Here is a 26,578-nt window from a genome sequence, read left to right on the forward strand (position 1 = left end):
TTTAACACAAGACTGTTGTGAAACTTCTCATCTTACGCTCATGGTGGACCGGGCCAACTGACCTAGACCTACTGGTGCAACAAACCCTCAACGACGGCTTTGACGGTATCGAAGGACCTATTCCACAAGACAAGCAGCAACAACAACAACTCCGGCAGCTGCTTCAGGATAATGATTTGGTTTTTATCGCAGAAGCTACCACGGGGAGCGATTCGAACGACCCCAAAGACTGGTGGATACCTCGCCCCGACCGCAGCATCGACGATCATCTGGGTGACTTGAAATGGGTGATTGACCATGCCCAGGATATGGGAGCGCTGTTTGTCTCCACCATGTGTGGTTATGATGCCTGGTCCTGGCAGCAAAATGTAGACTTTTTTGGACGTGCCCTGGAATTAGAGCACACTTCTGGCTGTATCGTCAGTTTTGAAACCCATCGCAGTCGTTCACTGTACAATCCTTGGACGACTCGCGACCTGTTAAAAGAATATCCTTCAATGAAGCTCACCTGTGACTTTAGCCACTGGTGTGTTGTTTGTGAACGCCTGATTGATACAGAATGGTCTATTTTGGAACTGTGTGCTGAACGGGCGCAGCATATCCAGTGTCGGGTTGGTTATCCTCAACATGCCCAGGTTTCTGATCCTCGCGCACCAGAATACCAAGAAGCGCTTACGGCCCATGAACGATGGTGGAGTTTAATCTGGGAGAAACAACGGATAAGAGGTATGGCACAAACGACAATGATGCCAGAGTTTCTCTACGACGGTTACATGCAGACCTTACCGTATACAAACATGCCCGTTGCCGATGTGTGGGAAATCACCTGTTGGATGGCACAACGACAACGACAGCGGTTTGCAAATTGGCAGTGATAAGCACCTATTAAAGACTGACACTCAATTCATTTTGAGACCAACCAGGAGCATTTTCTATTTCAACACGAGGAAATTCAACTGGCTCTATCGTTAATATTTTTGCTAAGGCAGAGGCATCCCCATCCGGTGAAATGAAGGACCACCGGGTAGTGGCCCAATTGCAGTGATTGCTCAAAAACAGGGAAACTAGGGTGGTCATGGTGCAGCCGCTAGGGGTGTGCTTCCTTAAGCATCAGTATTACTCATCTGCATAAAAGCGATAAAACAAATAGTCGTTCTTGAAGTCTTGCTCATCGACAACGTGATGAATAATGCCGCGCTTTAACAAGCGCTGTCCTACACGTACAGCTTCATCGAGAGTCAGACCCAAGTTACCCATTAACCATTGGACAGCTTCAGACCCAACAAAACACTTTCGATACGTCGTGAGGTTATGCCGACGGTCTTTAATACTAACTCCAGCCGCACTTCGCATCTGAATAACGAGTTGTTTTAAATCTTCTGACGTTGCGTAGGCGGCCAACTTAAGTTGCCCATCAACATAAGTGACATCCCCAGCCAAAATCCATTGAACTAATGTCTGGTAATCATATTGAGGATATTGTTTATGCCATGCTGAGACTAATGCTTCAGCTTCACTATAGCGAATGTTGAGATTCAAGTATGCCACAGCAACAACTTCAACTTTCCTATCTATCACCATGTGATCAGGCCTCGTCATAATTGGAAATCTATAAAAATTAATCTAGTGACAGTTTCTGAGACTGAAAACTGTTGCCCCCCGATTACAAACATGTCGCCAGCGGCTGAGTGCCATCTGACCAAAAACTGAATTTTTCATAAGACTTTTCTGAGAGTAGCTGAGTGACTTGGGTGATGCCGATCAGGGGAGTGGGCTATGGTTTGGTGGAAGCTTTAGAGGTTGAGATGGCGGGTAGTGCGATCGCATTTCCATGCGTTACACATTTCCCGCGTTACATCGGGTAGACTCAGCCTCGAACGCTAATACCACTCATCGGGGTAGATGCCTGTTTCAAATTCTCCATGAAACAGGGGACTTAAACGACTCACCAACTGCCCAACAAAATCAGATGAAAGTGGATTCTCTGGAAGCCGTTTTCCCCCTGTGGTCTGAGAGTTTCTGCACCGGGACGGTTTGAATATCGGGCAGTGGATTCGATGGTGAATCCTTATCTGAAGAAGCTACCCATGTGTTTGGGGGAGGCCTTAGAACGGCTTGCCGATGATGAGGTCATTAAGTCGGCATTGCCCGGTGAAATGTATCGTCTCTTTGACGAATACAAACGAGATGAGTGGATACGCTTCCTGGCTACCACCAGTGATTGGGATGTAGAAAACTATCTTTACTACCTACCTTAAGAGTGGGTTCGTAAACTAATATGCTGTCCATCCAAGGGATGCTGTCCATCCGCCACAAGATTGTGATAGTCCCGCAAGAAATAGACAGCCCTACCTCGGCAGTTTCCATAAGCTGAAACTGTCGAGGAAATTTCTGGGAGTGGCGCGATCGCATCATCTATCAAAATTTTTTTACTCTGTTGCGATTTCATCTCCCTATATAGTTTCCGAAATATCACTATAGCGACCCCTCAAATTAGGAGACTCAACCCATGTCAACCACAGCTAGCTTCCAAATTATCTTACTCTTGGCAACATTGTTATGTTCTCTCGTGGCAGGCTTCCTTTTTGCGTTTGCCTCAGTCGTTATGCCAGGAATTAAAACGTTAAATGATCGGGAGTTTATCCGGGCTTTTCAAGTGATCGACGGAGTTATCCAAAATAACCAGCCGATATTTGTCGCCACCTGGGTTGGTTCAATCGTAGCGTTGTTGGTCGCTGCCGGATTGGGTATTGGGCAACTGGATGGCATGCAGCGTATGCTGTTGCTTGTAACTCCGCTGCTCTATATCCTTGGCGTCCAATTACCCACATTCACAATTAACGTCCCGCTAAATAACAAACTCCAAATGCTACAGATCGATGCCATGGAGGGAACGGCGCTCAGAACCGCCCGTCTGCACTTTGAACCTCGTTGGAATCAATGGAACGTAAGCCGAACCCTATTAGCGAGCCTGACTTCAATCTTGTTGATGGTTGTCCTCTTTCAACTTTGAACCCTGCACCATTTGGAAACAGCATCAGGAAACAGTGTAAGCCAATGGTAAGCAACCTGTTCTGCAAAGGTGGCGGCATTGTCAGTATGGATGTTTATCTGTTTCTGTATTTGCTGGTCTAGATTGGGATAGTGGGTATCAATCCAGTCACTTTTCGCCGTTAGCCAATCCACAATAATCTCTGGGGTAACTTCCAGGTGAAACTGAAACCCATAGATATTGGTGCCGATGCGATAGGCCTGATGCTTACAAATATCGTTGGTCATTAACAATGTTGCTGGCCCTGGCAGATCAAATGTGTCGAAGTGCCACTGCATAATGTGCAGATTGGCAGGGCAATTTTTTAGCCAGGGTTCTGTGACGGCATCTGTAACTACCGCCAACGGAGAAAATCCCAATTCTGGTGTACTGTGGAGATATACCTGAGAACCAAAGGCTCGGGCAATTAACTGAGCCCCCAGACACACTCCCATGATGGGCTTGTTCTCAGTGTGAAATTGATGAATCAGAGTAACCACCTGCTGTAAATGAGGATACTTGTCATCCTCATGGGCATTCATATGTCCCCCCAGGATAATTAGCCCTGAAAACGTTCCTTCAGGTAAGTTGGGTTGCTGTTCTGGGAGCCAGGTGGTCAGCTCAGCACCCTGATAGATTAAATGGTCTCCTAAAATGCCAACGGGATCTCGAACACTGTTTTGAATAACTAGAATTTTCATTGAGATCGCAATCTTCAACCTATAGTTTGATGCCAACAGGCGGTTAGCTAAAAGCCATGCTAGCGATATTACCCATATCAAACTGTCCTCAAGTTGACTAAATGAATAGTCACTATTGTTACATTTGTTATGACAAGCGACAGCTATTTATCAAGGCTGAACTCTTGTAATCGCTATGATTCATAGGTCAAGCAGCTTGATTAAGTGTGATGCTTCATCAGATGGTAGCCACAGCTACAAAAGCTGCCTATTCCTGCTGTTTTACTGAGGGAGCATAGCCTATGGATCCTCAGATTATGGTAGGAACGCTGACGCAAACGCAAACACTGGTCGAAAAAGCAAAAGAGCTGGGCATTAAATTTTTTCTGGTTTCATATACTGACCTGTTGGGCGGTACCCGGGCAAAGCTGGTGCCAGCTACCCAGATCGCTTCCGTAGAAAAGTGTGATTGCCGATGAGAAGGATGTTGCAGAACGTCCTTGCTACGACCAGATCAATCTTATGCGCCAGTTTGATCTGATTTCTACGTTGGTGAACTACATGGAACAGCTGGGTTGGAAGCCTATCACCACCATCAAGCTGACGGCATTGTGGCGGTGGGTGGCGGTGCACCCATGGATGTGGCCAAGGCCATTGCCCTGGTTGGTATTTTGCCCCTACGGTGTTAACTAATGTTACCCATGGGATGACGGTCATGGGTTCGGCTCTACACTTTCCACCCTGGGCATCGCTAACTTTCTACAACCCTGTGGCTGGCATTTGAAAAGGTATAGAAAATGACTGGTTAGAGATTTAGACGACGGGTGATGCGATCGCCATAATTCCTTAACCTAGCCTGCCCATATTGCACCTGACGTCGCCAGTCAGAACAGCTACACCAGGCCTGGTAAGCTGGTATCGCCACCTCATTCAAAAACTGTTGCCATCGCTGAGTAATCACTTCTGGAGTATAGTGAATGGAGCGGATTTGTCCTTTTTTGACAATCCTTGCCCGCAGTAAGCTATCTTGTCGCAGTCTATCTAAACAAGACAACAGTTCTGCCATAGAGTTAGCTTCTAAATAGTTCACACCAGCAGTACCCACCGTTTGGTAGGCCAGCTCTCGACCCACTATGGCTGGAACACCCGCTAACCAGGCATTATAAAGTTTAGTGGCAGGCTTACGACGATAGCCAGGACGCTTCAGATTAAACTGACGCACCGCCACAATCGCATCAATGTTTCGATAATCATTCCAGCGAGTATCCACGGCTTGATGGCTATCCCATACATTAGTATTAATTACAGGTAGCCAGTTCAGGCCGCGCTGCTGTAGCTGTTTCTCCCACTCTGGTTCCATGAGCTCAGCAGCTAAACTGTTGCGATGTCCTAAAAATGCAATAGTTTCAAACCGATTTTTTCGCTCTGCCAAACGAGGCTGTAGTCCAGGTTGCGGCCAATGGGGTATGAAATAACAACCTAACCATCCAACTGCCTCACAAGGATTTTGTACCACATGGAATTGGGCCTGAGCGCATAACGTTGCCTCTGCCTTCAAACAAATAAGCAACCGATGGGCACCGGGGCGAATATTCCCTCCCCGAGTGGCATTGGCATGAAAGAGAACAATGCCCTCCTCAGGCAGTTGATCAGTTAGCCGACAGGCAACCCCTGCTTCCCGTAGTTTGAGATACGTCTGTACAGTCCAGGCATAAATCCCTAACCCAAATCCCGACCAGTTCTCAGCACTTGAGGAGGGTAACTGAGTAGGCCAAAATGTCGTCGGAATGTAAAAGCAAATATCAACAGACGCAGAATTCTTCAAACTTCCCCAGGAATTTGTAAATGGTTACGATAATTTTATCAGTTAGCCCACTGTGGACTCAAAGTCGCACGGCTAATCCCATCAAAATCCACTATAGGCGTAAGACTTCTCGAAGAGTAGGGGTTGAGTGATCGGTAAAAGGTCTATATCCAGAGCCCCACAGCCAAGTTGTCGCTTCAGCAGACAGCCCTTGATTAGCGCTGGGTTTTGAACCCAGCGTGGGTTATTGTCCCATCACCAATATGAGTGAAAGATCTAAGACAAATGAAACACCTAAGCCTTGTTCGGGAATCTTAGGGTCAGCTCAAGCATGTTCAGCTTGTACAACATCAACATTATTGTTACTAAGGTTGTTGGTTAAAATGAATAACGTCAAAGAGTCTATTCAAAGCTCACTATCTGTCGATGGTGCGATCGGAGCTGCTATTGGAGATTGGTCTACAGGATTTTCCCTAGGTCAGGTTAGTAAAGATGAAGCTACATTCTCCTCAATGCAGCTAGAGCAAGCAATTGCCCTCAACTCTGAAGTGATTAAGGCTAAAAACAGAGCCCGTGAGGGTCTAGGAATCACATCACCCATCGAAGATATTCTCATCAGCTTGAAGAATCAGTATCACTTAATTCGCATTTGTGAAGCCCTTGAAGGTGTCTTCTTTTACATGGTGATGGATCGAGAAAAAGCAAATTTAGGTCTAGCTCGTATTAAGCTACGCCAGATTGAGCAAGCCCTACAAGTTTAGTAATCAAAGCTAGGTAGCAAAATAAGTTACATTAGGTTGCTCCTAACTACCATAGCGTCAGATAGCTTTCCATTAGTTTATGTCCAGAACGGCTGTCAATCGTTCTGGATTTTTGCTGTTGCTGATCTAGGGAATGCATCGATCTAACAGACTTGTCCGAAGCCAGCATTTTTCAGATTAAACCTTCCCTAATTCAGAGAGAGTGGCTAAACCTCTTAATATTCAATGGTTTCAAATAGTCGCCAAGGGTTTCCCTTATCAAGCTACTGTGTCCACACAAGTATTGGAAACTAGCATTCGTGGTTGCCTCACCCCCTCTAACTCCCCCTTACCAAGAGCAGGATTGTTTCGTGCTCACCAGAGAAAATCTGTAAGGCTTATGACTTCGTTCATACTGAATCGAGAGATGATCGCAGGGAGCCAAAACCGGTTGCTTGGGGTCCCTCCGAGTTCCCCAAACCCCCATGGTTAGGGCCGGGAGGCCGCCCTAAGACCCAGCCTACTAGGTTGTCCTCAATGGCATTAACTTAAGGGTTACGGCGGGGTCGATTAATCAGGTTATCGCATTGTTGTTTGGCCCACCTTCATGTAGAGCATGCCTTTCCTCAAATAAGCTTTCAATGCCTCCAGATTTTCTGTCCAGACAATGAAACAGCCTTGCCTTAGTAAGGGGGGATTGAGGGGGGTAATGCAGGAGTCTGAACTCTCTGCCGAGATGTGTGTACATTATATTGCACATTACCACAACAACAGTCCCATGGAAGAGAACATAGACTAGAATCGCCTGGTCCCCTGATTCTTCTGTTTAGAAGAACCAGGGGACCAGGCTGAAACTAAACACCCAGAGCCAAGATTACACCCTCTTACTTGCTAAGACTTTGATTTTAGTAATCAACGAATTTTTAAGTCTTTCATAGTCTGTGGCTGATCCGGAAGTGGGCTTTGGAAAAAAGTCTAGTGCTCCTGCCTGCATTAAGTTATAGATATTGTCTACATCGCCTGGGTGTACAGTATTACTTACCACCAGAATCGGTCGAGGAAATTCAGACATGACTTTTTTCGTAAACTCTAGACCATCCATTTTGGGCATCTGTAGGTCGGTACAGATAACATCTGGCATTGTTTGAGCAATTACTTTCAAGCCATCAGAGCCATCTTGAGCGGTACCAACAACATCTACCTCGGGTGATGAATCGATTAACCGCTGTAGAATTTGTAAGGCAATGGCAGAATCTTCAACTAAAACAACTTTAATGGGGTTAGCCATGGTTAAATTAAACTCCTAAGAGTAGTGAGAAGTAGACTTTGGTCAAAATCACCTTTGGTGATGTAGGCATTGGCTCCAGCGTCAGCACCACGCTGTTTATCTTCATCTTTAGCCAATGTTGTAACTAAGATAATGGGCAATTTTTCATATTGTGCCTCCTGACGAATACGGGTCGTTAATTCCAGGCCACTGAGATTGGGCATTTCCACATCAGACACCACAGCATCATAGGAATCTCCTGTTTGTAGTTTATTGAAGCCATCAAGACCATCGACCGCTGTTGTTACCTGATAGCCCGCCCCTTCGAGAATCCGTCTTACCTGGGTACGAATCGGAATCGAGTCTTCCACTAGCAGGACTTTCGGTTTAACCGCTATAGGCTCCCAATCAGTAACCTTAGCGCCGATTTTCTCACCTCTGGAAGATTTAATCAGGTCCTGGGGGCTGAGTACCATACAGACTTCCCCTGATCCCAAAATAGTTGCGCCAGAAATATTGCGTACTTGTTTAAGGAGTTTGCTATGGGGCTTCAACACAATATCCTGTTGATCGATTAGGTTATCAACAAATATGCCTAATTGGCTAGGTCCAACTTTAAGGACAACACAGGGGACTGATGGGTTAACGCTATTCAGCTGAGGTTGGGTAGCTACTGATACAGGCAATCCCAACAGATCTGTCAACCAGGCAACAGACAATGGATTCTCTCGAAATGTAATTGCCGGATTGCCATCAAGGGTGAAGATATCCTGGGGGATAACCCGCATCATGTTTTCAATAGATTCAACAGGAATGGCATAGGATGCCTGGTTAGCTTCAACAATCAAGGCCGATTCTGTGGCTAAACTGGTGTTGATGGTGAATCGAAATGTACAGCCTTGACCAGGGGTGGAATCCACTTGAATAGTTCCCTTCAGGCGCTCCACATTAACCCGTACAACATCTAATCCCACACCCCGACCAGAAATTTCAGTGACAACCGTTCGAGTGGAAAATCCAGGCGTGAAGATCAAGTATTGAAGTTCCTCATCGCCCATCTTGTCCAACTGGGCTTCGGTATAGAGTCCCCGGCGCAGAGCTGTACGTTTAATGCTTTCTAAACTAAGACCACGACCATCATCAATGACTTCAATTTCAAGGCGATTATTTCGCTGTCGAGCCTTGATGCAAATTGTAGCCATAGAAACCTTATCCATGGCAATGCGCTCGCTTGGAGCCTCAATTCCATGGTCAATGGCATTACGGATAAGATGGCTCAACGGTGCCTTCATCTCTTCTAAGATCCGTTTATCTGCCTGAATATCTTCTCCCTCAATGACTAAATTAATGCTCTTTCTCTGCTGTCTTGCCAAATCCCTGACCATACGAGGGAAAAGGTTAAACATACTGGACAATGGCACCTGGCGCAGTTTGAGAATCCCTGATTCTAAATCATTAGAGAGGGTCTCTAACTGGGCAGAGTCTTCATAGGAGGTATTTCTGAGCTGCTTTAAGAGATCGCCTAGTTGATCTAGACGCTCGTCTGTGGTTTGTTGTAAGGCCTGTATCGAATTTAGGGCTTGGTCTGTTGATTGTGCATTCTCCAGACTATTCAACGTTAATTTTTGCTTTAAACTATCACGAACCCAGTTCTCCCAGAACAGAAGCACTTGATCAATATCATCCATCCGACGAGTAATCCGTCGTTTGGTCACAGCTAACTCACTGGCTTGGGTCATTAAGGTATCAAGCTTAGTGGCTTCAACCCGAATAGTGTCAATGTGATAGCCCTCATGTGACATCGTCTCAGACTGAGATGGCTGCTGAGTGCTTTCTTGGGGGTCGTCTGGAGTTAGCGATCTGGAGATAGGGGGGTCGTCAGCACCTATGGCTAAGGCCGTCTCCTCTTCTAAGGCTGTCTCCTCTTCTATGGTTGGCGGAGGGGGAATAACAACACTGGTTTCGTCTGGAGTAGGCCGTTTGAGGACAGGGTGCTCAAGATTAGCGCCCATGCCTAAGGTCGTCTCTTCCTCTTCTATGACAGGAGGCGTGATCACGGCAACAGAGTCGTTATAGTCAGGCTGTGGGGGCGCATTGGTGGGCATCCATTCCAGCATGGCCCGCTCCTCAGCAGCAGGGGCAATGGTGATTGGCTCAGAGGCTTCTCCAGCATTGATCAGCTGAGCCATCACATGAAACACACTGACATTTGACGCTTCCCCTGTAAAGGCCTCATGGGCAATTTTGCGGATGGCGTCTAACCCCTGGTAGAGACAATCACAGAAGGCAGGCGTGACATCTCGTTCCCCTTTTTCGACACCACTTAAGAGTTCCTCTAATTGATGTGTTAAAGTTTCCGCTTCCTGGACACCTAACATGCGGGAGTCTCCCTTTAACGAGTGGGCAGCCCGCAATAGATTTTTTAGATTATTTAGATCATCTGGATTTTTTTCTAAATGTAGAAACCCAGCTTCTAAGTTGTCTAAATGGTCTTTACTTGCGTCTCGATAGAGCGTTCGCAGTTCTTCATCTTCGATAAACATGATATTTCTTGATGAATGGGGTAGATGGGGTGAGATGATTAATCTCTCTACCCCACAACAGAAGGTTAGATTGCGACCTGTAGTTCTTTGGCAATCGTTTTCAGTGTTTCGGTGGAGTCTTGTACTTTACTCACTGCACTAACGGTCTCTTTTGCTCCCAAGTTAATGGTGTTCATCGCAGAGACAGCCTGCTGTACACCAACCGCCTGCCGTTTTGCAGTTTGGGCGATCTGTTGAGAGTTGTTATAGACTTCGTTAATCGCTTCTGCAATCTGATTAAAGACATTGGCGGTATCTTTTGCGGTTTCAATACCTGCTTTTGCTGTTTTCGTCCCTTCGTCTGTCACCATTACCGTGCTGTTAATGGAGGACTGAATCGCTTCTACCAGGGTACCAATCTTACTGGCTGAGTCACGACTTTGGTCTGCCAGCTTTCGAATTTCACCCGCAACCACCGCGAAACCCTTTCCTTGTTCACCGGCTCGGGCTGCCTCTACCGCTGCATTTAGGGCTAACATGTTCGTTTGGTCTGCCACGTCCGCCACCAGGTTTGAAATGATCGAAATCTGGTCGGTTTGTTCACTCAGCTGCATAATCTGATCTGCGATCGCACCCACCTTAGACTGTAGCTCCTCAATCTCCTGTACCGTGTTTTCCACCGCCTGGCTTCCAGTTTCCGATAGGGTCAGGGCTTCACGGGCACCGTCAGCAGAGGTATCCGCCTTTTGAGCCGCCTGGAGTGACGCCGCACCCAGGTCCTCAATGGTAGAGGTGGTTTGGGTTACCGATGAGGTCTGTTCTGTGACAGCCTGTTCCTGCGCTTCAACCGTTGCCGCAATATCTGAAGACCTGTCAGCCACCGATGCAATCGAGGTTTGCAGTAGTTTCGCTGTCCGCAAAACAAGCCAGAAAATAAAGCCCAGTACCGCAATGTCAAAGATAAAAAACGCCAACTGCGTGTTACCTACTTCTTTAATGTGCGCCACCGTAATGTTCTCCGCTGCCTGTACAGCTTTATTAGTGTCTTCAAAGAAGGTTTCACTGTCTTTAATCAACTGAGTCTTTTGACTGGGATCTCTACGATATTCAATAACACCTGCCTTTAATACCTCCCAGTTGGCATCAACCTTTTCCATAGCATCGACAAACGTCTTATCCTTCTGCTTATGCAGCTTCAGCTCTTCAGAACCGTTGAGCAGACCATCAATATGAGTATCGATTGTGGCGATTAGCTCATCATTGGGTTGACCATGGATTTCCAGTTTAACAAGTCTTTGGCTAGCTCCGCGAACAATACCTGCTTTGTTTACCATAGAACCATCAAACTCACCCTCCTGAGTTCGAGTATTTTCAAAAATGGTTACACCTGCGGTCAAAACAGCCAGTCCGATAATACTGTATTTGAGCTGTGCAGTAATTCTCATGGGATCGATCCTAAGTTAGATTGCAAATAAATTGGTCAAGAACGTTGAGAGTGGTCGGTAGCACCCGGGGCTTGCTAGGCTGCTTGATCAACAATTAACCCCCCATCCGAAAAGAGCTTAGGGAGGTCAAGAATACTCAAGTTTTTCTCACGGTAGCGTGTGGCCCCTTGGAAAAATACTTGAGAATGCTGAGGTAACGCTGCAGGCATAGAAGCAATGTCTGATGGGGGAATATAGATTACATCCAGCACTTGATCAACCGTTATACCAGCAGCAATATCATCAACCTCAATCACAACAGCCTTAGGCACTTCGTCCACTGCCTGAGAGATATTCAACGCCCCTCGAATATCAATTAAGGTCATCACTTCTCCGCGCAAATTAATGTTGCCCATAATGTGGGGAGGGCAACAGGGAATGGCCCTGACATGGCGAACATTAATAAATTCCCGTACCCGTTGCAGGTCTAGGCCAAAGTATTCCTCCTCTAATCTGAATACGGCCAAAGGCAACAACTTATTAATATCAGCCCCAGCGTTTTCTAGGGAATGGACGAGGGCATCTGCCCTCTGGCGAAAAATCTGCCGTTCCTCTGACGAAATATTCGGACAATACAGTGAGAAAAAGTTGGTGATAACAGGCATCTGTTGGGCTTCAAATACCTGCTCATTTGGATAAGCCGTCGTACCGTCAGACTCGACATCATCCAGTTTAGACTCTAAGGCTATGGTCTCTACTGCATCCGTTTGGCGAATTAATGTCTCTGGGTTCAACAATGTGATCAGACTATCATTAACCTTAGCAATACCTGCAGCAAATGCCGTATGGGCATGCTCCCTCAACTCATAGGTGGGAACCGCTTCAATGATAGATGGCGACAAAGACTGAACATCATAAACCTGGTTGACCACCATACCAACCTGCAAACCTTGCCATTCAATAACAATAATACTGTCACTAAGCTGACAAAGGGGACTGCCCTGCCCTAAGCGCTTCGCAAGATGCATAATCGGCAGAATTTTGCCTCGAAAATTCAGAATACCAATAATATCGCCTGGTGCATCAGCAATTGGTGTTAATTCGGGAAGTCTCAAAATCTCTCGAACTTGAGAGGTTTCAATGCCATACTGCAAATCATCAAGTTCAAAGAATAAGTAGGATTGGTTGTCCATCATAGTTATTTAACGATAAAAGTGTTATGACATCACCGTAATGGGAGCATACTTTGTCAAAACCTCCAACAGCTTTGGACGATCAACCGGTTTGGTTAAATAATGGGTTGAGCCAACAATTTGCCCTCTGATTTTATTAAACATTCCATCTTTAGCAGTGAGCATCACAATTGGCAGATCCCGAAATCGACCAATGCTGCGTACGGTTCGACAAAGTTCTAGTCCATCAATGTCAGGCATCGTTACATCCAACAGCATTAGTTCGATTTTTTCCTTATTTAATAGGCTAAGAGCATCCATGGCATTGCTCGCCAGTAGCACATTATATTGCTCGCCAATAGCCCGTTTAATCATGGTTTGTACCACTAAGCTGTCATCAACACTGAGAATCGTAGGCCGATTCTCAGCGACTGCGTTAGCGGTGGGAATGGCGGGACTATGTGTACTCTTTTCTAAATAATTAACATTAACTTTCTGCGACTCATTCGTTGTCGGAGGTTGATTAATAACTGTTTTCTGAGGCTTTTGAAGCGTAGCCAAATACTTCTCTTGTTCAAACGTAATCCAGTCCATTTGAACAAGTTTGCGATACTTATGGGCAAGTTCCAGGGGATCTAGATTGATGTGGTGGGCAATATCATACAGCGTGCGCTGACCATCTATCCATTGGGGTAAATGTTGCTTGGCCCAATCATCGGTGATCGTTTGGCGACTATGGTTAAGCTGATAAGGAATGGCATTGGCTGCCGGAATTACATCCGCTAGGGACGCCCATACCTGTTGTCGCTGCATGAACTCCAGTTCAAGTTGATCCCACGTAAATCCATGATAATCTTCTCCATAGGTAAGATCCACGGCAACAGACCTATTTAATACGATCTTGCCAGCGTAGGGAAAGATTTGTTCTAGGGTTAAGATGACTTGCTTGCGCATATATCTTTCGATATCATCCCAGGCAAATAACTTAAGTCGAATAAAAAGTTCTAGATATTTACGTATAGAGGTCTGATCATCAATTCTTTTCTGGGCAAGCTGTAAAGCCGTTGCCATGATTTCTAAATCGAACTGTTGCCCCAGCGCTTTGGAAAAGTTCGTTGGATCAGGTAGTGAGAACCCACAATACGTAAGTTCTCCATTATGCAACACTAAAACAGTAGGATGTTTCTTCTGAAGAACATTTGGCAGTAGCTCTACATAGGCAACTCCACTAAAATTACTATGTTGCAATTCTAAGATTGAATCGCCTAGCTGTTTAGGTTTAAAGTGAAGCATCAATCCTCTCCTATGGAAAATTTGGAAGATTCTAAAATCTTTTTATGGCGTAGCCATTGCCATGATCTGCAATCAGAGTCTCTACGTACGTGAATCTACGATAACTATCAATGCGGCCAGTTAAAAATCGCACGGTCCAAGTAAGCAATGGGTTCTCATTAGCTATCAGACATTTGGGTTTCTTTTCCGATTTTGGACATTTGGCGAGCGTTCAAATTTCGGTTCGAGGAGTTAAGCCGAGGAGACTGGACCCACCCCCAAAGCTTTTAGGAGATGGGGGCGAATCCCAAAAAACAAACGTGTTGTTCACGGTTTATAAAGGGTGAAGCGCAGGACTTAATCAGCGTCAAACTAACGCATTAATTTTCTCTCGCCTAGGATCTAGAAGAGGATAAAAATGATCTTATGTTGTCAACAAACTGATGAACATATCGACCATTTTGGCAGTGATTTATATGGTAAAGCATTCGAACAAGCGATCAATTTAGCTTGATATTAATTATTAGTTAACAACAAGATTAAGATGAAAATGTTTAATCTCATTGTTGATTTGATATGGTTAAAGTGCCCACTAAATTAAAAGATGAACATGGAAAGTAGGTGTGATAATTTAACCTAAAAAAAACTTAACCAAGGGAGTGTACAGGGATCAAGCATGCGAAAATAGCCATAGCCTATGAAAATCTTTTATTACCAACGACGGGATGGCCAACCTAATTTTGGTGATGAGCTGAATAGGTGGTTGTGGCCTCAACTCCTACCAAATTTTTTTGATGATGATGAATCCACCCAATTTATTGGTACAGGGACATTATTGAATCATCGATTGCCAGAGCGCACGGCCCATGCACAGCGTCTGATTATATTTAGTAGCGGTGCAGGCTATGAACAGCCTCTGACCGAAATTCCGCCCCATTGGCACATTGCCTGCGTTCGGGGGCCGTTATCGGCCCGTCGTCTAAAACTACCTCGCCAAAAAGCAATTACAGATGGAGGCATCCTGGTGCGTCGTTGCTTCTCTCCCATCGGCAAAAAAGTGTTTTCCCATGGGTTTATGCCCCATATTCACCATGCTAATTTTGCCGATGGCATCTGGAAATCCCGATGTGAAGAGGTGGGTATTGGTTACATTGATCCTCGTTGGCCCATAGAACAGGTCTTAGAGGCCATTAGCTGTATTGATGTTTTACTAGCGGAAGCAATGCATGGGGCGATTGTGGCCGATGCTCTCAGAACGGCTTGGATTCCTGTGATTACCAGCCCCAGAATTCTGAGTTTTAAATGGCAAGACTGGTGCGCCTCAATCGCTGTGCCCTATCGTCCCCAGAGATTGTTACCCCTTCCAGACTATCCAAACTATGCGAGGGGACTGCGCTCGTCATTACAGGCAGGATGGCTGCGGGCTAAGTGGGGACAGCAGATATTGTCATCTCAGCCGACAAAACTTCTGTCCCCGTCTGCGGCAGATACGTTAGCCAGGGTGATTAAACATGGTCGACCGGTTTTGAGTACGGACAATACCATTGAGCGATTGACTATGAAATTAGAAGAAGCATTAAGTTCTCTAAAGCAACCTATAGCTTGGTAAATTGTTAGGCGGGTTGCTTAACACAGGGAAGAAAGGCTGACATCAGGAAAATCAACATGAATTGATTCTGTTTAGCTAGACTAAAGGCAAAGCAGAATTTTCCCTTTAAAATATGTCTCTCATCGCCTTTTCCCAGTATGTTCCGCGCAAGCGGGGGCTAACGGTTGCTCTGCTTGTAACGTTAGGGCTGTGGGCGGCTCCAGCCGAAGCCGCCACCCTTGTTTTAGAAAATCTAACATTCAGGGAAGTTACAGGTGATTTTAGAATTACAAGGGGAGAAAGAACGTCTGATGCCTTAAGAATTTTTCAAGATGTTACGGGGCCTAATATAGATCTGTTCTTATCCATTGAAGGGCTACGTAGGGAGGGGTTGATCGGGTTTCGTCTAGAGTCAGTGGTGACCAACCGCACTAACACGCCTTGGGTGTTTTTTGACCATGAGCTACAAGAACAGTTTCGGGTGCCTAGCCCTGAGGAAGATGGTTTATCCTTTGCCCAAGGTATTCCCAGTGTTAGGCCACGCTCCAATGCCTTTTCAGTGGTTGATGAAGTTACGGATGTGCGAGACTTTGTGAACTTTACGGGGGGCGTTGTAAATCCTAATCAGACGGTTACCTTTCGCTATTTCATTCTAGACAATGCTCCAAATGATCTATTTTTCCTGAGGCAGCGTCCTAACTTTGCGCCTGGTGGTGTCGGTGTTGTCACTCCCCCCCCACGTCCCCCAAGACCAGCACCGCCACGGCCAACGCCGCCACCAGTAGCACCCGTTACACCACCAGTAACACCCGTTACACCACCAGTAACACCCGTTACACCACCACCAGTAGCACCCGTTACGCCCCCCACACCACCGCCGGTAATTGACCCAATTCCAGAACCTACGCCCCTGACTTCGGTACCGGAGCCAGGGGTATTAATTGGCCTTTTGAGTATGGTGGGTCTGGGCTACTGGTGCCAGCGCTTGAGCTGCCCCTCCTCTAGAGAACTATGATTTGACGATCGTCACCCATAGGGAAAACACCTCAAAAAGGTAAAGTTTTGAAAAAATGATATAGTTGAAATACTTCATAACTATAGAGTAATTAAAGTTAAACCCATTTGAGAACGATTTGACCCATGAGTCCTCCAGTCAACCCATCGCATGCTAAGGCAGCTGTGCCTGCCGCTGATTCTGCCCTAGGGCAATTAGGCGGCCAGACAAAATTTCAAGAAGATAACTGGCAGCGTGATGGCAGTGCTGGTGGCCGTACCCCAGAGGCTGGGCTGACTAATCTCTTTCTCAAGTCCCAAGATTGAGTGCACGGGAAACTCACACCTTGATGTGCTTATCAAGCTATGTGGCAAGGGAACATAATAGGTATCTCCAATCATGTAGAGATGAGCAGGAGGGCTCCTAGCTCCTGAACATACTCAACCCATAGTGTCCCTTGCCTTTTCTCTTCCCCTCGTTCTTAGGAATGAGGATTTAACCAGGTTTACTTTTTGTCGTACAAGTTGCGATAAAACGTCTCTTCAGATCCTTTTTTGGGATCTTATACAAGCCTTATTCCTTAACAAAGATTGTCTCCGCTGAACCAATATTGACTGTTTGAGGTATTTACAATGGACCATAATTTAGCATCTTGCTTGCGAGAAGGAACTCAAAAGTCTCATACTCTGGCCGAAAATACGGCGTTTATGAAATGTTTTCTCAAAGGGATTGTTGAAAGGGAACCCTTTCGTCAATTGATGGCTAACCTATATTTTGTTTATAGTGCCTTAGAAGAAGAAATGCGCCGCCATGCTCAACATTCTGTCATGGGTTCCATGTATTTCCCTTTATTAGATCGGGTGCCTCAGTTGGAAAAAGATCTCGCCTTCTATTATGGGGACAATTGGCGTAACCAAATTACGGCCTCTCCTGAAGGACAGCGTTATGTGGAACGCATTCGGGAGCTATCTGACCAGAATCCTGCGTTGCTAATCGCCCATGCATATGTCCGTTATATGGGTGATCTCTCTGGGGGGCAAAGCTTAAAGGCAATCACTCGCTCAGCCCTAGGCTTGTCAGATGGTGTGGGGACAGCCTTCTATGAATTTGTAGAGATCCCAACGGTGGAAGCTCGACGAGCCTTTAAGGAAAAATATCGCAATACTCTCAATTCCTTACCGATTGAAAAGAGCCTGGCCCGTCAAATTGTGGATGAAGCCAACCTAGCGTTTCGGCTCAATCACAATGTCATGCATGAGCTGGAGCCATTGGTGAAAGATGCCATCGGCGATCATGTTTTTGATCTGATTACTCGCCAGGATAAGCCGGGTAGTACGGAACATCGCCATCGCTCGTCTGAACAGGCTGCTGAAATGGCAGTCGCAGAATAATCTTTCAGAATTCCTCCGCTCTTATGGATCTCCAATCCCCCTTATGGGGGATTTTTTTAGCCCTTGGATCTCCTTGGACTATGGAATCTTTGCTTCAAACCTACGGAACATTGCCGCCGTGTTCGATACCTATTTGAGAGATCACACCATTCGTCAATTCTCTCAGTCGGTTTGCTTGTCTTTCACCATCACTGCACCCTTTTGATATCAGGAGAACCCTGTATGCGTATCCTTATGATTCAACCCAACTACCATTCAGGTGGGGCAGAAATTGCGGGTAACTGGCCGCCTAGTTGGGTGCCCTACGTTGGGGGAGCCTTAAAGCAAGCGGGCTTTGATGACATCCGCTTTATTGATGCCATGACTAACTACATCGAGGATGAGGCGCTGGCCGTTCTCATTCAGGAGCATCAGCCTGATATTGTTATGGCCACAGCGATCACCCCGATGATTTATAAATCCCAGGACACCCTGCGGATTGCTAAATCTGTTTGCCCTGATGCGATCGCAATTATGGGCGGTATCCATCCCACCTATATGTACCGTGAGGTGTTGCAAGAAGCACCCTGGGTTGATTACATCATTCGGGGAGAAGGGGAGGAAATTAGTGTCAACTTAGTTCGAGCCATTGCCGAGGGCCGAGACCATCAGGACCGTGAGTCAATTTTGGGACTGGCCTATTTAGATGATGCCGGTCAGGTGGTGGTCACACCGGCCCATCCGCCGATTCGTGATCTGAATACGCTCTCCCCCGATTGGACCTTGCTCGATTGGGACCGGTACATCTACACACCTCTGAATGTGCGGGTGGCCGTGCCTAATTTTGCCAGGGGTTGTCCTTTTCGCTGTCGGTTTTGCTGCCAATGGAAGTTCTGGCGGAAGTACCGGGCCCGGAAGCCTAAGCTATTTGTGGATGAAATTGAGCATCTGGTCAAAGAACACAATATAGGATTTTTCATCCTGGCCGATGAAGAGCCCACCATTAGTAAGGCTCGATTTGTCAGCCTATGTGAAGAATTGGTAGATCGCAACCTGGGTGTTCATTGGGGCATTAATACTCGGGTGACCGATATCTTGCGAGATGAGGCCGAACTACCGCTGTATCGGAAAGCTGGTCTGGTCCATGTGTCGCTGGGAACAGAAGCAGCGGCCCAATTGAACCTCGATGTCTTTCGTAAGGAAACCACCATTGCCGATAATAAACGGGCAGTAAAACTATTGCGTGACAATGGCATTGTGGCGGAGGTGCAGTTCATTATGGGCCTCTCGAATGAAACCCCTGAGACCATTGAAGAAACTTACCGCATGACTCGGGACTGGAAGTCAGACATGACCAATTGGAATATGTTTACGCCCTGGCCGTTTGCGGAACTGTTTCAAGATCTCGAAGATAAGGTCGAAGTGCGAGACTTTTCCCACTACAACTTTGTGACGCCCATTATCAAGCCCGACAATATGACGCGGGAAGCGGTGCTGAAGGGGGTTTTACGCAACTATGCCCGCTTCTATGGCTGGAAGTTTTTGGAATATTGGTTTACCCGTGATCCGTTCAAGCGGCGCTATTTGTTGGGATGTCTGTGGGCGTTTGTGCAAACCACCCTTAATCAGCGTTTCTATAATCTCAAACGGGTGAAGCGTAAGGGAATGCAGGCAGAGATTGAGCTGGGCTTTGATCAATCTCGTATTCTCTCTGCTGAAGATATGATTAAGCTTAAGGCGGCCAAGCTGGCAGATGTTGAGTTTGCTGGTGACGTTTCGGCCTGTGGCGCACCCAACACCGCAGCGGAGGTGAATGAACCTGCCAACGATGCCATAGAAGAAGATGTGCAAGTGGTGATTGTGGATGGGGATGAAGCGGCTCGCATTGCCTTGCGAAAGGGCTTGCGATCGCAAGCCGGCATCGAAATTGCCAGTGAAGCCACCAACGGTGAAACTGGGCTGATATTGTTAGACTCCATCGTTGTTGACATCGTCATCGTCTCCGATCCGCTGCCAGATATGTCCCTACCAGAGTTTATGCAACGGGTTCAGCAACAAAATAGCTGCCAACCTTTCCGGCTGCTGATTTTGACAGATGCCCCTGAATCCTTGCCAGATATTGACTCCGTAAAAGTCGCCTATAGCCCACACGGCAGCTCAATGGAGCATCTGGCTCAGACCATTCACGCATTCCAATCTGAGGAGATCGTCCTGAATCCCGAAGTTTCAACAGTCCCATCAGTCAAGTCTTCTAGTTTGGCCTCACGTGCATGATTTCTATCCCATCGGCCCTGATTAATCAGGTGCATCGAGGCCAAAGCAAGACCAGTAGTCTCTGGGCCTAAGTAATCTAGGTAATGACCTATAGGAACCAAAATTACTTAGGCTCCACGTCTCTCCAGTATCAATGTTTGGATCTGATACAATCCTTATCCCTTCGCCAATAACACTAAACCGATGACAGTATTTCCTTCTCTTCAAATTGGTTCATACATCGCTCGTTATCCCATTATTCAGGGGGGTATGGGTGTGCGGATTTCATGTGCTTCATTGGCCTCTGCAGTTGCCAACGCAGGGGGGATCGGCACCATTTCAGCCTCAGGGTTAGGAATTAATTCTCCCTATTTCGATGCCGATGAACCCAATCCTAAAAAGCGTCACCAGCAATTTCTAACCGCCAGTCGATTGGCCTTAATCGATGAATTAAACACCGCTCGCCGCCTGAGTCCAACTGGGATTATCGGGGTGAATATTATGGTGGCCGCCCGTGAATACCAGCTGTTGGTGCGTGCCGCTGTTGAGAACGGTGCTAACGTCATTGTTGCCGGAGCTGGTTTGCCGTTGCAATTACCGGCCTATACCCAGGATCATCCAGAAGTGGCGCTGGTCCCCATTGTCTCTAGCGTTCGTGCCGCCAAATTGATTTGTCGTAAATGGCAACGGCAGCAAGGCCGCTTGCCCGATGCGTTTATTGTGGAAGATCCTCAGGTAGCGGGTGGCCATCTGGGGGCTACGGAGGACACCCTGAACGATCCTGAGTGGGCAGCAACAGCTGTCATTCCCGCACTGGTTGCTTACCTAAAAGACGAGTTTGAGACGCCCATGCCTGTGATTGCCGCTGGGGGCATTTGGGACCAACGTGATATCGTTCGGGCTCTGGCTCTGGGGGCCGATGGCGTGCAAATTGGCACTCGTTTTATCACCACCCATGAATGTGACGCTGACCTTCGTTACAAGGAATTTCATCTCAATGCCAGCCCAGACGATGTGAGGCTAGTGCCTAGTCCGGTGGGGTTACCAGGGCGAGCTTTACTCAACCCCTTTGCCGAAAAAATTATGGCCGGCACCCCCAATCCTCGAGGAAAATGCCTCGCTAATTGTCTCAAGAGCTGTAAATTTCGGGATAAGCGTGAGACCTATTGCATTATACGAGCCCTGGATCGAGCCTCTCGGGGTGATATTGAAAACGGGTTAATTTTTGCCGGGACGAATGCGGGTAGAGCGACACGCATGATGTCCGTTGCCGAGATCATGCAAGAATTGATGACACCGGCACCCGTTCAGTTGACTTGACGCCCCCTGCCCGGATACTTTGCCGCTGCCGCACACCTTAAATGCTTAATATTTGATTAAATTACTATATGATGATATATTCTTTCGCATACGATTGATCTATTAAAATCAATCGTATGCGTTTATTTCTCTGGACCAAGTCGGTGCTAATAACATGGTTCAAGCTTACCTTGCATTTTTTTCTTTAGTAGTTGTCTTTGCGATCCTGTTTGTTGTTGGTGATGTCTAGCCCTGGGATGTTGTCGTCGCTTTTTTAAATATTTTTGCAAGCAAAATAAGGAGGAAATAATGCTGTTTCGTCAGTTGTTTGATCGAGCAACTTGGACCTATACCTATTTGATTGCAGATTTAGTGACCCGAGAGGCTGCGCTCGTTGATCCAGTTCTAGAGCAAGTAGACCGTGATTATAGACTCCTGACTGAATTAGAATTGGTACTGAAATATTGCTTAGAGACCCATATCCATGCTGACCATATAACAGGTACGGGTAGGCTGCGAGAGTTAACTGAATGCGAAGGGGTTGTTCCCCAGAATGCCAATGCAGCCTGTGCCAACCGCTATCTTCAGCATGGAGAGAGCCTGAGGGTTGGTAATGTTAATATTCAAGCAATTGAAACCCATGGTCACACAGATAGCCATATGTCGTATCGGGTGAATGGCACCCATGTGTTGACGGGGGATGCCTTATTTATTCGCGGCTGTGGGCGTACGGATTTTCAGAGTGGTGATGCCGGTACACTCTACGACCATGTGACCCAGCGGCTGTTTACGTTACCAGACGAGACGCTCGTTTATCCAGGCCATGACTATCAAGGGCAGACGGTCTCTACGATTGATGAAGAGAAACGCTTTAATCCCCGGTTCGTTGGCAAAGATCGGGCCAGCTTCATCCAGTTTATGAATAATCTCCACTTACCTAATCCTAAAAGAATTATGGAAGCGGTTCCCGCCAATGAGCAATGCGGCAAAGTTGTTGTAACAACATGACATTGCTGTTGATATAAAGGAACTTCCTGATTAATGATTTGGTTGATTGGTCATCTCTTAGCGGTCTGCATTGGTCTGAGTTTGGGTCTGATTGGGGGTGGCGGTTCTATCCTGGCAGTGCCTATTCTGGTGTATGTCATGGGTTTGGGGTCGAAAGGTGCGATCGCAATGAGTCTCGTCATTGTGGGCACTGTGAGTCTGATGGGGGCTATTCCCCATTGGCGTCAGGGTAATGTCAACCTGAAGATAGCTGTAATTTTTACACCAGCCGCAATGCTCGGCGCATACATAGGGGCTCGTATGGCGGGTCTACCTTTTGTTACGGGGAGCTTTCAGCTAATTTGTTTTGGCGTGGTCATGGTGATTGCGAGTACTTTAATGATTCGCCAAAGCCATTCGAAATCGGCGTTAGCCCATGCCGGAATGTCTATCGATAATGCCATGGACAAGGACCAGGGTCATCATTGGCTCTTGATACCTGTAGAGGGAATCGGCGTGGGTGTACTCACTGGATTTGTTGGTGTGGGGGGTGGTTTCATGATCATCCCCGCCTTAGTATTACTGGGCGGCATTCCCATGAAAGAAGCCATCGGCACTTCCTTGTTAATTATTGCCGCGAATTCAGCGACAGGTTTTTTGGGCTACTTAAACCAGGTGAGTGTGGATTGGGCTTTAGTAAGTTCCTTTACCTTAGCGGCAGGCATTGGCACAGTTGCAGGCTCCTACCTGACTCAATTTATTAATGCCAGGCAATTACAAAAGGGATTTGGCTATTTTGTTCTCGCTGTCGCAATTTTTGTTCTGATCAAGCGATAGGTGGCAGCAGCTTCTGTGACAAGATTATACAAAATCCTGACTGATAGCATCCGATATCGAAGGGCACCCACCAGGGGATGCCCCTACAGATCCTTCCATTTTTAATCGGGTTTGATGAATTCGGATTTGGTATTAGATCTTAGATCGCGCTTCAACTTTGCTAAGGAATGCTGATCCCTAAGGCGCTTGCGCTTCAATAATTCCCCCGTTACCCCATCATTCATCCACCCATCGACAGCCCCAACCTGGGACTTTATTTTGTTGTGCAATCCCCTAAGCCCCCTGATGACGCTGCTTGCCTAATCAGGGGAAATCGTGTGATTTGTTCTCTCACAATGATTTTTATCCATTCAGTAACGGATCATTTAACTCGCTTTTCTGCCATAATTAATGAAAATAATTACTATTAAACGGATTATGGTGTTATCCGAATTACAGCGTGGTGAGTTGGCCGTTGTTGATCAAGTAAGTTCTGGAAAAAATAATCAGGCCTTTGTGCACCGTCTGGCTGGGCTAGGAATCATTGTGGATAGTTCAGTGAGAGTGCTTCGCAAAGTGGGCTTTGGCGGTCCCCTCCATATTCGCGTCGGTGCGACTACGGAGGTGGCCATTCGCCGTAAAGAGGCCGACCAGATTGTTGTTCGCAATGTTGAAACCTGTTCCCATAGAACCTGACAGTTACCTGACAGTTGCCGCGTGGGCATTTGCTGACTTGATTCAAGTATTCTTTGGTGCAGTTATGATTCATCAGGGCAGAACAACAACCATTCAACCGGAAAAGGGTGTGAGGCGAGTGGCCTTAATCGGCATGCCTAATACGGGTAAGTCAACCTTTTTTAACCGGATTACAGGGGCGTCTGCCTTTGTGGGCAACTGGCCAGGGATGACGGTGGCGTTGCTCCAGGCTCAGGTGGAACTGGGTGGCCTCTGTACAGAGTTTGTCGACTTACCGGGTATTTATAATCTCAAGGGGTTTTCAGAGGATGAGGCCGTTGTTCGACAGTTTCTTCGCGACTTTTCGATCGACTTAATTGCTGTTGTCCTGAATGCGGTTGAAATTGAGCGCCAAATACGGTTGCTCTTGCAGGTGCAGACCCTCGGTTACCCCACGCTGGCTATCCTCAATATGGCCGATGAAGCCAGGCGCTATGGCATTCGCATTGACAATGCTAAACTCGCCCAGCGGTTGGGCATACCGGTTCTCCTGATCAGTGCTAAGTACGGCCAGGGCTACGGCAGAGCCTATGCCGCCATTGCCCAGCAATTGACGGCACCGTTGTTAGCGCATCAAGTTCGGCCTGACAATGATCGCTGGGGTAATGGTGACATGGCGACCGCAGCTGAGATTAAGACGCTCTTAGCCGATAGTGTGATCCGGCCATCTCAGTTAGCCATGACGCTAACGGCGCGATTAGATCAGGTGTTATTGCATCCGATTTTTGGACTGCCGCTGTTTTTTCTCGGCCTCTTCCTGGCCTTTTGGTTGATTTGGACGGTGGGTTTGCCCGCCCAGGGGGTGATGGGTCAGCTAACGGATGGCATCCAGGCTTACCTGATTGAACCGCTGCTGAGCTTTTTTCCGAACATCATTCAGAATTTTGTGATTAACGGGGTTTGGAATGGCATCGCCACGGTGGTGTCTTTTGTTCCCCTGATTATGCTGTTTTTTATGCTGATGGCAGTGTTGGAGGATAGTGGCTATCTGTCTCGTTCAGCCTATTTGATGGACGCCTTTATGGAAAAGCTGGGGCTGGACGGTCGCAGTTTTGTGCTACAAATGCTGGGTTTTGGCTGCAATGTACCGGCTTTAATGGGCACTCGGGTGATGAGATCGCGTCCGCTGCGGCTGTTAACCATGCTGGTGATTCCATTTTCGTTGTGCTCAGCCCGGTTACAGGTGTTTGTTTTTATTCTGGCCGCCGTCTTTCCTGACAGCAGGGGTGCGATCGCCCTCTTCTCGCTTTATCTCCTCAGTTTTGTGGCCGCCTTGATCACGGCTGTACTTTTCCAAAAGGTATTTAAGCATGACGAGCCCTTTGTTTTAGAATTACCCCCTTATCGCTTTCCCACCTGGCGTCAGGTGCTAATGAGAAGCTGGCTTGAAGTCAGGGATTTTTTGACCCGAGCCTCAGGGTTCATTCTGTTAGGCTGTATTGCTGTGTGGATAGTGACCCACTTTCCCCAAGGGGCCACCGGTTTAGACACCATCGGCGGACAACTTGGGCAATTTCTCAGTCCCGTGATGAGTCCCATTGGCATTGAACCTCAGCTCACTCTGGCGTTAATCTTTGGCTTTGTGGCCAAGGAGGTGGTTGTCGGATCATTGGCGGTGATCTACGGATTGAATGATGCCGCCGTTGGCCAGGTGCTTTCTGAGCAACTGACCTTTATTCAGGGATATAGCTTTTGCATTTTTTGTTTGCTCTATACCCCCTGTTTAGCAACCGTGGCCACATTGAAGAATGAGTCAAAGTCCTGGAAATTCACCGTCTTATCCCTAGGGTTTTCGCTCGTACTCGCCTGGGTTGCCAGTTTTATTTTCTATCAAGGTGCTTTACTGTTGGGGTTTCACTAGTGCTCTGTCAAGACTTTGACATTACACAAGTCTTCCTCTACAAAGACAGTGACCTACGATATTGAGGGTGTCATTTCGATATCTTTGCAACTCAATTGCTTGGTCGCCACCCCCACGATATGATCACCCACAATTGGAAATGGAATCTGGAAATGCTCATAGTCCATGGGGACAAACCCTGCTTCGTCTAAAGCTTTCCAGATCTCACGATTGGGATGACAGTTATCAAACAGGGTTTTCCAAGCCGGAGTAATTGATTCCTGAAGATGACGCGCCCAGGTATCGGGTTTTGCGGCCACATGTTCCAGGAAAATGAATGTCCCCCCCGGTTTAAGAACCCGTTTAATTTCTTGAATAGCCTGCCCTAAGTGGGTGACTGAACAGAGCACATGGGTACTGACGACCGTATCAATCGTATTGCTCTCGGCAGGCAAGTGCTCGGCAATTCCTTCATGGATTTTAATCTGTTGCAACCCTTGTCGCTTAGCTTCCCCATGCAAATAAGGATGCATAAACCGATTCGGTTCAACACCCAGCCAATGAATGCTTGGTGAGTAATAGCTGAGATTGGCCCCGGTACCGGGGCCAATCTCTAGCACAGTACCCCCTAGATTCCCCAAAAGCGCCTGCTTGAGATCACCCAAATTAGTATGGTGCTCACAGCCTGTTACTTTGATGGCATGCAGATCGCCCGCAGTTGCTTTTGCCATCCCCCAGGCTATCAATTGCTTTTGCAGTTGAACAAAAAGGGAAAACTTCATAG

General features: G+C 47.0%; 25 protein-coding genes and 2 pseudogenes. 17 read left to right on the top strand and 10 right to left on the bottom strand.

Annotated features, from left to right (window positions below):
• Positions 1 to 17: 17 nt before the first annotated feature.
• Complete coding sequence (locus QGP82_RS11245) at positions 18 to 875, top strand: TIM barrel protein (RefSeq protein ID WP_163666662.1); 858 nt, start codon at positions 18 to 20, stop codon at positions 873 to 875.
• A gap of 10 nt (positions 876 to 885) precedes the next feature.
• Here QGP82_RS11245 and QGP82_RS11250 read toward each other — a convergent pair whose 3' ends face one another.
• Positions 886 to 1,077: a hypothetical protein gene (locus QGP82_RS11250; protein ID WP_499059116.1), complete on the bottom strand. Its 192-nt coding sequence runs from the start codon at positions 1,075 to 1,077 to the stop codon at positions 886 to 888.
• A 39-nt stretch (positions 1,078 to 1,116) separates the two neighbouring features.
• On the bottom strand, positions 1,117 to 1,599 hold the full coding sequence (locus QGP82_RS11255; protein ID WP_163666664.1) for a DEP domain-containing protein: 483 nt from the start codon (positions 1,597 to 1,599) through the stop codon (positions 1,117 to 1,119).
• A 143-nt stretch (positions 1,600 to 1,742) separates the two neighbouring features.
• On the opposite strand from QGP82_RS11255, the gene QGP82_RS11260 reads away from it, so the two are divergent.
• The 3 genes and pseudogenes from QGP82_RS11260 to QGP82_RS11270 all read left to right on the top strand — a co-directional run bounded on the left by QGP82_RS11260 (position 1,743) and on the right by QGP82_RS11270 (position 3,013).
• Positions 1,743 to 1,865, top strand: a complete 123-nt coding sequence (locus tag QGP82_RS11260; protein ID WP_499059118.1) for a hypothetical protein — start codon at positions 1,743 to 1,745, stop codon at positions 1,863 to 1,865.
• A 138-nt stretch (positions 1,866 to 2,003) separates the two neighbouring features.
• Positions 2,004 to 2,258: pseudogene (locus QGP82_RS11265) on the top strand (glutamine synthetase); the annotation flags it as partial.
• Between the two features lie 251 nt (positions 2,259 to 2,509).
• Complete coding sequence (locus QGP82_RS11270) at positions 2,510 to 3,013, top strand: anthrone oxygenase family protein (protein WP_499059120.1); 504 nt, start codon at positions 2,510 to 2,512, stop codon at positions 3,011 to 3,013.
• Here QGP82_RS11270 and QGP82_RS11275 read toward each other — a convergent pair.
• Positions 3,004 to 3,732: a type 1 glutamine amidotransferase gene (locus tag QGP82_RS11275; protein WP_499059122.1), complete on the bottom strand. Its 729-nt coding sequence runs from the start codon at positions 3,730 to 3,732 to the stop codon at positions 3,004 to 3,006. The two genes, QGP82_RS11270 and QGP82_RS11275, sit on opposite strands and share 10 nt — an antisense overlap.
• 296 nt (positions 3,733 to 4,028) lie before the next feature.
• On the opposite strand from QGP82_RS11275, the pseudogene QGP82_RS11280 reads away from it, so the two are divergent.
• Positions 4,029 to 4,296: pseudogene (locus tag QGP82_RS11280) on the top strand (type III glutamate--ammonia ligase); the annotation flags it as partial.
• Between the two features lie 26 nt (positions 4,297 to 4,322).
• Positions 4,323 to 4,400: a hypothetical protein gene (locus QGP82_RS11285; protein ID WP_348918292.1), complete on the top strand. Its 78-nt coding sequence runs from the start codon at positions 4,323 to 4,325 to the stop codon at positions 4,398 to 4,400.
• Positions 4,401 to 4,516: 116 nt separating this feature from the next.
• On the opposite strand, the gene QGP82_RS11290 is transcribed toward QGP82_RS11285, so the two are convergent.
• Entirely contained in the window at positions 4,517 to 5,536 is a 1,020-nt protein-coding gene (locus tag QGP82_RS11290; protein ID WP_499059124.1) for a glycosyltransferase, read from the bottom strand.
• Positions 5,537 to 5,898: 362 nt separating this feature from the next.
• Here QGP82_RS11290 and QGP82_RS11295 point away from each other — a divergent pair, with 362 nt between their 5' ends.
• Positions 5,899 to 6,276: a hypothetical protein gene (locus QGP82_RS11295; protein WP_163701328.1), complete on the top strand. Its 378-nt coding sequence runs from the start codon at positions 5,899 to 5,901 to the stop codon at positions 6,274 to 6,276.
• 853 nt (positions 6,277 to 7,129) lie between these two features.
• On the opposite strand, the gene QGP82_RS11300 is transcribed toward QGP82_RS11295, so the two are convergent.
• The 5 genes from QGP82_RS11300 to QGP82_RS11320 form a co-directional block, all read right to left on the bottom strand.
• Positions 7,130 to 7,543: a response regulator gene (locus tag QGP82_RS11300; protein ID WP_163659268.1), complete on the bottom strand. Its 414-nt coding sequence runs from the start codon at positions 7,541 to 7,543 to the stop codon at positions 7,130 to 7,132.
• A 2-nt stretch (positions 7,544 to 7,545) separates the two neighbouring features.
• Positions 7,546 to 10,065, bottom strand: a complete 2,520-nt coding sequence (locus QGP82_RS11305; RefSeq protein ID WP_499059125.1) for a hybrid sensor histidine kinase/response regulator — start codon at positions 10,063 to 10,065, stop codon at positions 7,546 to 7,548.
• Positions 10,066 to 10,130: 65 nt separating this feature from the next.
• Entirely contained in the window at positions 10,131 to 11,489 is a 1,359-nt protein-coding gene (locus QGP82_RS11310) for a methyl-accepting chemotaxis protein (RefSeq protein ID WP_499059127.1), read from the bottom strand.
• A gap of 74 nt (positions 11,490 to 11,563) precedes the next feature.
• Entirely contained in the window at positions 11,564 to 12,664 is a 1,101-nt protein-coding gene (locus QGP82_RS11315) for a chemotaxis protein CheW (protein WP_499059129.1), read from the bottom strand.
• Between the two features lie 21 nt (positions 12,665 to 12,685).
• The gene (locus tag QGP82_RS11320) at positions 12,686 to 13,933 is read right to left on the bottom strand and encodes a response regulator (protein ID WP_499059131.1); all 1,248 of its coding nucleotides are present in this window, start codon (positions 13,931 to 13,933) and stop codon (positions 12,686 to 12,688) included.
• 676 nt (positions 13,934 to 14,609) lie between these two features.
• Between QGP82_RS11320 and QGP82_RS11325 the strand changes: the two genes are divergently transcribed.
• From QGP82_RS11325 to feoB, 10 genes are all read left to right on the top strand, one after another.
• Positions 14,610 to 15,521 (top strand): glycosyltransferase family protein, encoded by a 912-nt coding sequence (locus QGP82_RS11325; protein WP_499059133.1) that lies wholly within the window; start codon positions 14,610 to 14,612, stop codon positions 15,519 to 15,521.
• A gap of 112 nt (positions 15,522 to 15,633) precedes the next feature.
• A complete protein-coding gene (locus tag QGP82_RS11330; RefSeq protein WP_499059135.1) occupies positions 15,634 to 16,515 on the top strand; it encodes a hypothetical protein in 882 nt (293 codons plus the stop codon).
• 125 nt (positions 16,516 to 16,640) lie between these two features.
• The gene (locus tag QGP82_RS11335) at positions 16,641 to 16,820 is read left to right on the top strand and encodes a hypothetical protein (RefSeq protein WP_163659273.1); all 180 of its coding nucleotides are present in this window, start codon (positions 16,641 to 16,643) and stop codon (positions 16,818 to 16,820) included.
• A 306-nt stretch (positions 16,821 to 17,126) separates the two neighbouring features.
• Positions 17,127 to 17,885 (top strand): biliverdin-producing heme oxygenase, encoded by a 759-nt coding sequence (locus QGP82_RS11340; protein ID WP_163659274.1) that lies wholly within the window; start codon positions 17,127 to 17,129, stop codon positions 17,883 to 17,885.
• Positions 17,886 to 18,107: 222 nt separating this feature from the next.
• The gene (bchE, locus tag QGP82_RS11345) at positions 18,108 to 20,138 is read left to right on the top strand and encodes a magnesium-protoporphyrin IX monomethyl ester anaerobic oxidative cyclase (protein WP_163659275.1); all 2,031 of its coding nucleotides are present in this window, start codon (positions 18,108 to 18,110) and stop codon (positions 20,136 to 20,138) included.
• Between the two features lie 183 nt (positions 20,139 to 20,321).
• Positions 20,322 to 21,437, top strand: coding sequence for an NAD(P)H-dependent flavin oxidoreductase (locus tag QGP82_RS11350; protein WP_163659276.1), 1,116 nt, complete (start codon positions 20,322 to 20,324; stop codon positions 21,435 to 21,437).
• A gap of 288 nt (positions 21,438 to 21,725) precedes the next feature.
• Positions 21,726 to 22,424 (top strand): MBL fold metallo-hydrolase, encoded by a 699-nt coding sequence (locus QGP82_RS11355; RefSeq protein WP_163659277.1) that lies wholly within the window; start codon positions 21,726 to 21,728, stop codon positions 22,422 to 22,424.
• 33 nt (positions 22,425 to 22,457) lie between these two features.
• Entirely contained in the window at positions 22,458 to 23,240 is a 783-nt protein-coding gene (locus tag QGP82_RS11360) for a sulfite exporter TauE/SafE family protein (RefSeq protein WP_163659278.1), read from the top strand.
• A 390-nt stretch (positions 23,241 to 23,630) separates the two neighbouring features.
• Positions 23,631 to 23,915 (top strand): FeoA family protein, encoded by a 285-nt coding sequence (locus QGP82_RS11365; RefSeq protein WP_250564639.1) that lies wholly within the window; start codon positions 23,631 to 23,633, stop codon positions 23,913 to 23,915.
• Between the two features lie 64 nt (positions 23,916 to 23,979).
• Positions 23,980 to 25,815 carry a ferrous iron transport protein B gene (feoB, locus tag QGP82_RS11370; protein ID WP_499059265.1) on the top strand — a complete coding sequence of 612 codons (1,836 nt, stop codon included), beginning with the start codon at positions 23,980 to 23,982 and terminating at the stop codon, positions 25,813 to 25,815.
• A gap of 53 nt (positions 25,816 to 25,868) precedes the next feature.
• Here feoB and QGP82_RS11375 read toward each other — a convergent pair whose 3' ends face one another.
• The gene (locus tag QGP82_RS11375; protein WP_499059139.1) at positions 25,869 to 26,576 is read right to left on the bottom strand and encodes a class I SAM-dependent methyltransferase; all 708 of its coding nucleotides are present in this window, start codon (positions 26,574 to 26,576) and stop codon (positions 25,869 to 25,871) included.
• Positions 26,577 to 26,578: the final 2 nt, after the last annotated feature.

Origin of the sequence: Leptothoe sp. LEGE 181152, from assembly GCF_032906605.1 — a bacterium.
Classification (GTDB): Bacteria; Cyanobacteriota; Cyanobacteriia; order Phormidesmidales; family Phormidesmidaceae; genus Leptothoe; species Leptothoe turfae.

What these genes read in the sequence shown, in the direction of transcription:
- QGP82_RS11250 (WP_499059116.1), bottom strand. Translation starts at nt 1,077, where the DNA reads ATGACCACCCTAGTTTCCCTGTTTTTGAGCAATCACTGCAATTGGGCC.
- QGP82_RS11255 (WP_163666664.1), bottom strand. Translation starts at nt 1,599, where the DNA reads ATGACGAGGCCTGATCACATGGTGATAGATAGGAAAGTTGAAGTTGTT.
- QGP82_RS11270 (WP_499059120.1), top strand. Translation starts at nt 2,510, where the DNA reads ATGTCAACCACAGCTAGCTTCCAAATTATCTTACTCTTGGCAACATTG.
- QGP82_RS11275 (WP_499059122.1), bottom strand. Translation starts at nt 3,732, where the DNA reads ATGAAAATTCTAGTTATTCAAAACAGTGTTCGAGATCCCGTTGGCATT.
- QGP82_RS11295 (WP_163701328.1), top strand. Translation starts at nt 5,899, where the DNA reads ATGAATAACGTCAAAGAGTCTATTCAAAGCTCACTATCTGTCGATGGT.
- QGP82_RS11300 (WP_163659268.1), bottom strand. Translation starts at nt 7,543, where the DNA reads ATGGCTAACCCCATTAAAGTTGTTTTAGTTGAAGATTCTGCCATTGCC.
- QGP82_RS11305 (WP_499059125.1), bottom strand. Translation starts at nt 10,065, where the DNA reads ATGTTTATCGAAGATGAAGAACTGCGAACGCTCTATCGAGACGCAAGT.
- QGP82_RS11310 (WP_499059127.1), bottom strand. Translation starts at nt 11,489, where the DNA reads ATGAGAATTACTGCACAGCTCAAATACAGTATTATCGGACTGGCTGTT.
- QGP82_RS11315 (WP_499059129.1), bottom strand. Translation starts at nt 12,664, where the DNA reads ATGATGGACAACCAATCCTACTTATTCTTTGAACTTGATGATTTGCAG.
- QGP82_RS11320 (WP_499059131.1), bottom strand. Translation starts at nt 13,933, where the DNA reads ATGCTTCACTTTAAACCTAAACAGCTAGGCGATTCAATCTTAGAATTG.
- QGP82_RS11325 (WP_499059133.1), top strand. Translation starts at nt 14,610, where the DNA reads ATGAAAATCTTTTATTACCAACGACGGGATGGCCAACCTAATTTTGGT.
- QGP82_RS11330 (WP_499059135.1), top strand. Translation starts at nt 15,634, where the DNA reads ATGTCTCTCATCGCCTTTTCCCAGTATGTTCCGCGCAAGCGGGGGCTA.
- QGP82_RS11335 (WP_163659273.1), top strand. Translation starts at nt 16,641, where the DNA reads ATGAGTCCTCCAGTCAACCCATCGCATGCTAAGGCAGCTGTGCCTGCC.
- QGP82_RS11340 (WP_163659274.1), top strand. Translation starts at nt 17,127, where the DNA reads ATGGACCATAATTTAGCATCTTGCTTGCGAGAAGGAACTCAAAAGTCT.
- bchE (WP_163659275.1), top strand. Translation starts at nt 18,108, where the DNA reads ATGCGTATCCTTATGATTCAACCCAACTACCATTCAGGTGGGGCAGAA.
- QGP82_RS11350 (WP_163659276.1), top strand. Translation starts at nt 20,322, where the DNA reads ATGACAGTATTTCCTTCTCTTCAAATTGGTTCATACATCGCTCGTTAT.
- QGP82_RS11355 (WP_163659277.1), top strand. Translation starts at nt 21,726, where the DNA reads ATGCTGTTTCGTCAGTTGTTTGATCGAGCAACTTGGACCTATACCTAT.
- QGP82_RS11360 (WP_163659278.1), top strand. Translation starts at nt 22,458, where the DNA reads ATGATTTGGTTGATTGGTCATCTCTTAGCGGTCTGCATTGGTCTGAGT.
- QGP82_RS11365 (WP_250564639.1), top strand. Translation starts at nt 23,631, where the DNA reads ATGAAAATAATTACTATTAAACGGATTATGGTGTTATCCGAATTACAG.
- feoB (WP_499059265.1), top strand. Translation starts at nt 23,980, where the DNA reads ATGATTCATCAGGGCAGAACAACAACCATTCAACCGGAAAAGGGTGTG.
- QGP82_RS11375 (WP_499059139.1), bottom strand. Translation starts at nt 26,576, where the DNA reads ATGAAGTTTTCCCTTTTTGTTCAACTGCAAAAGCAATTGATAGCCTGG.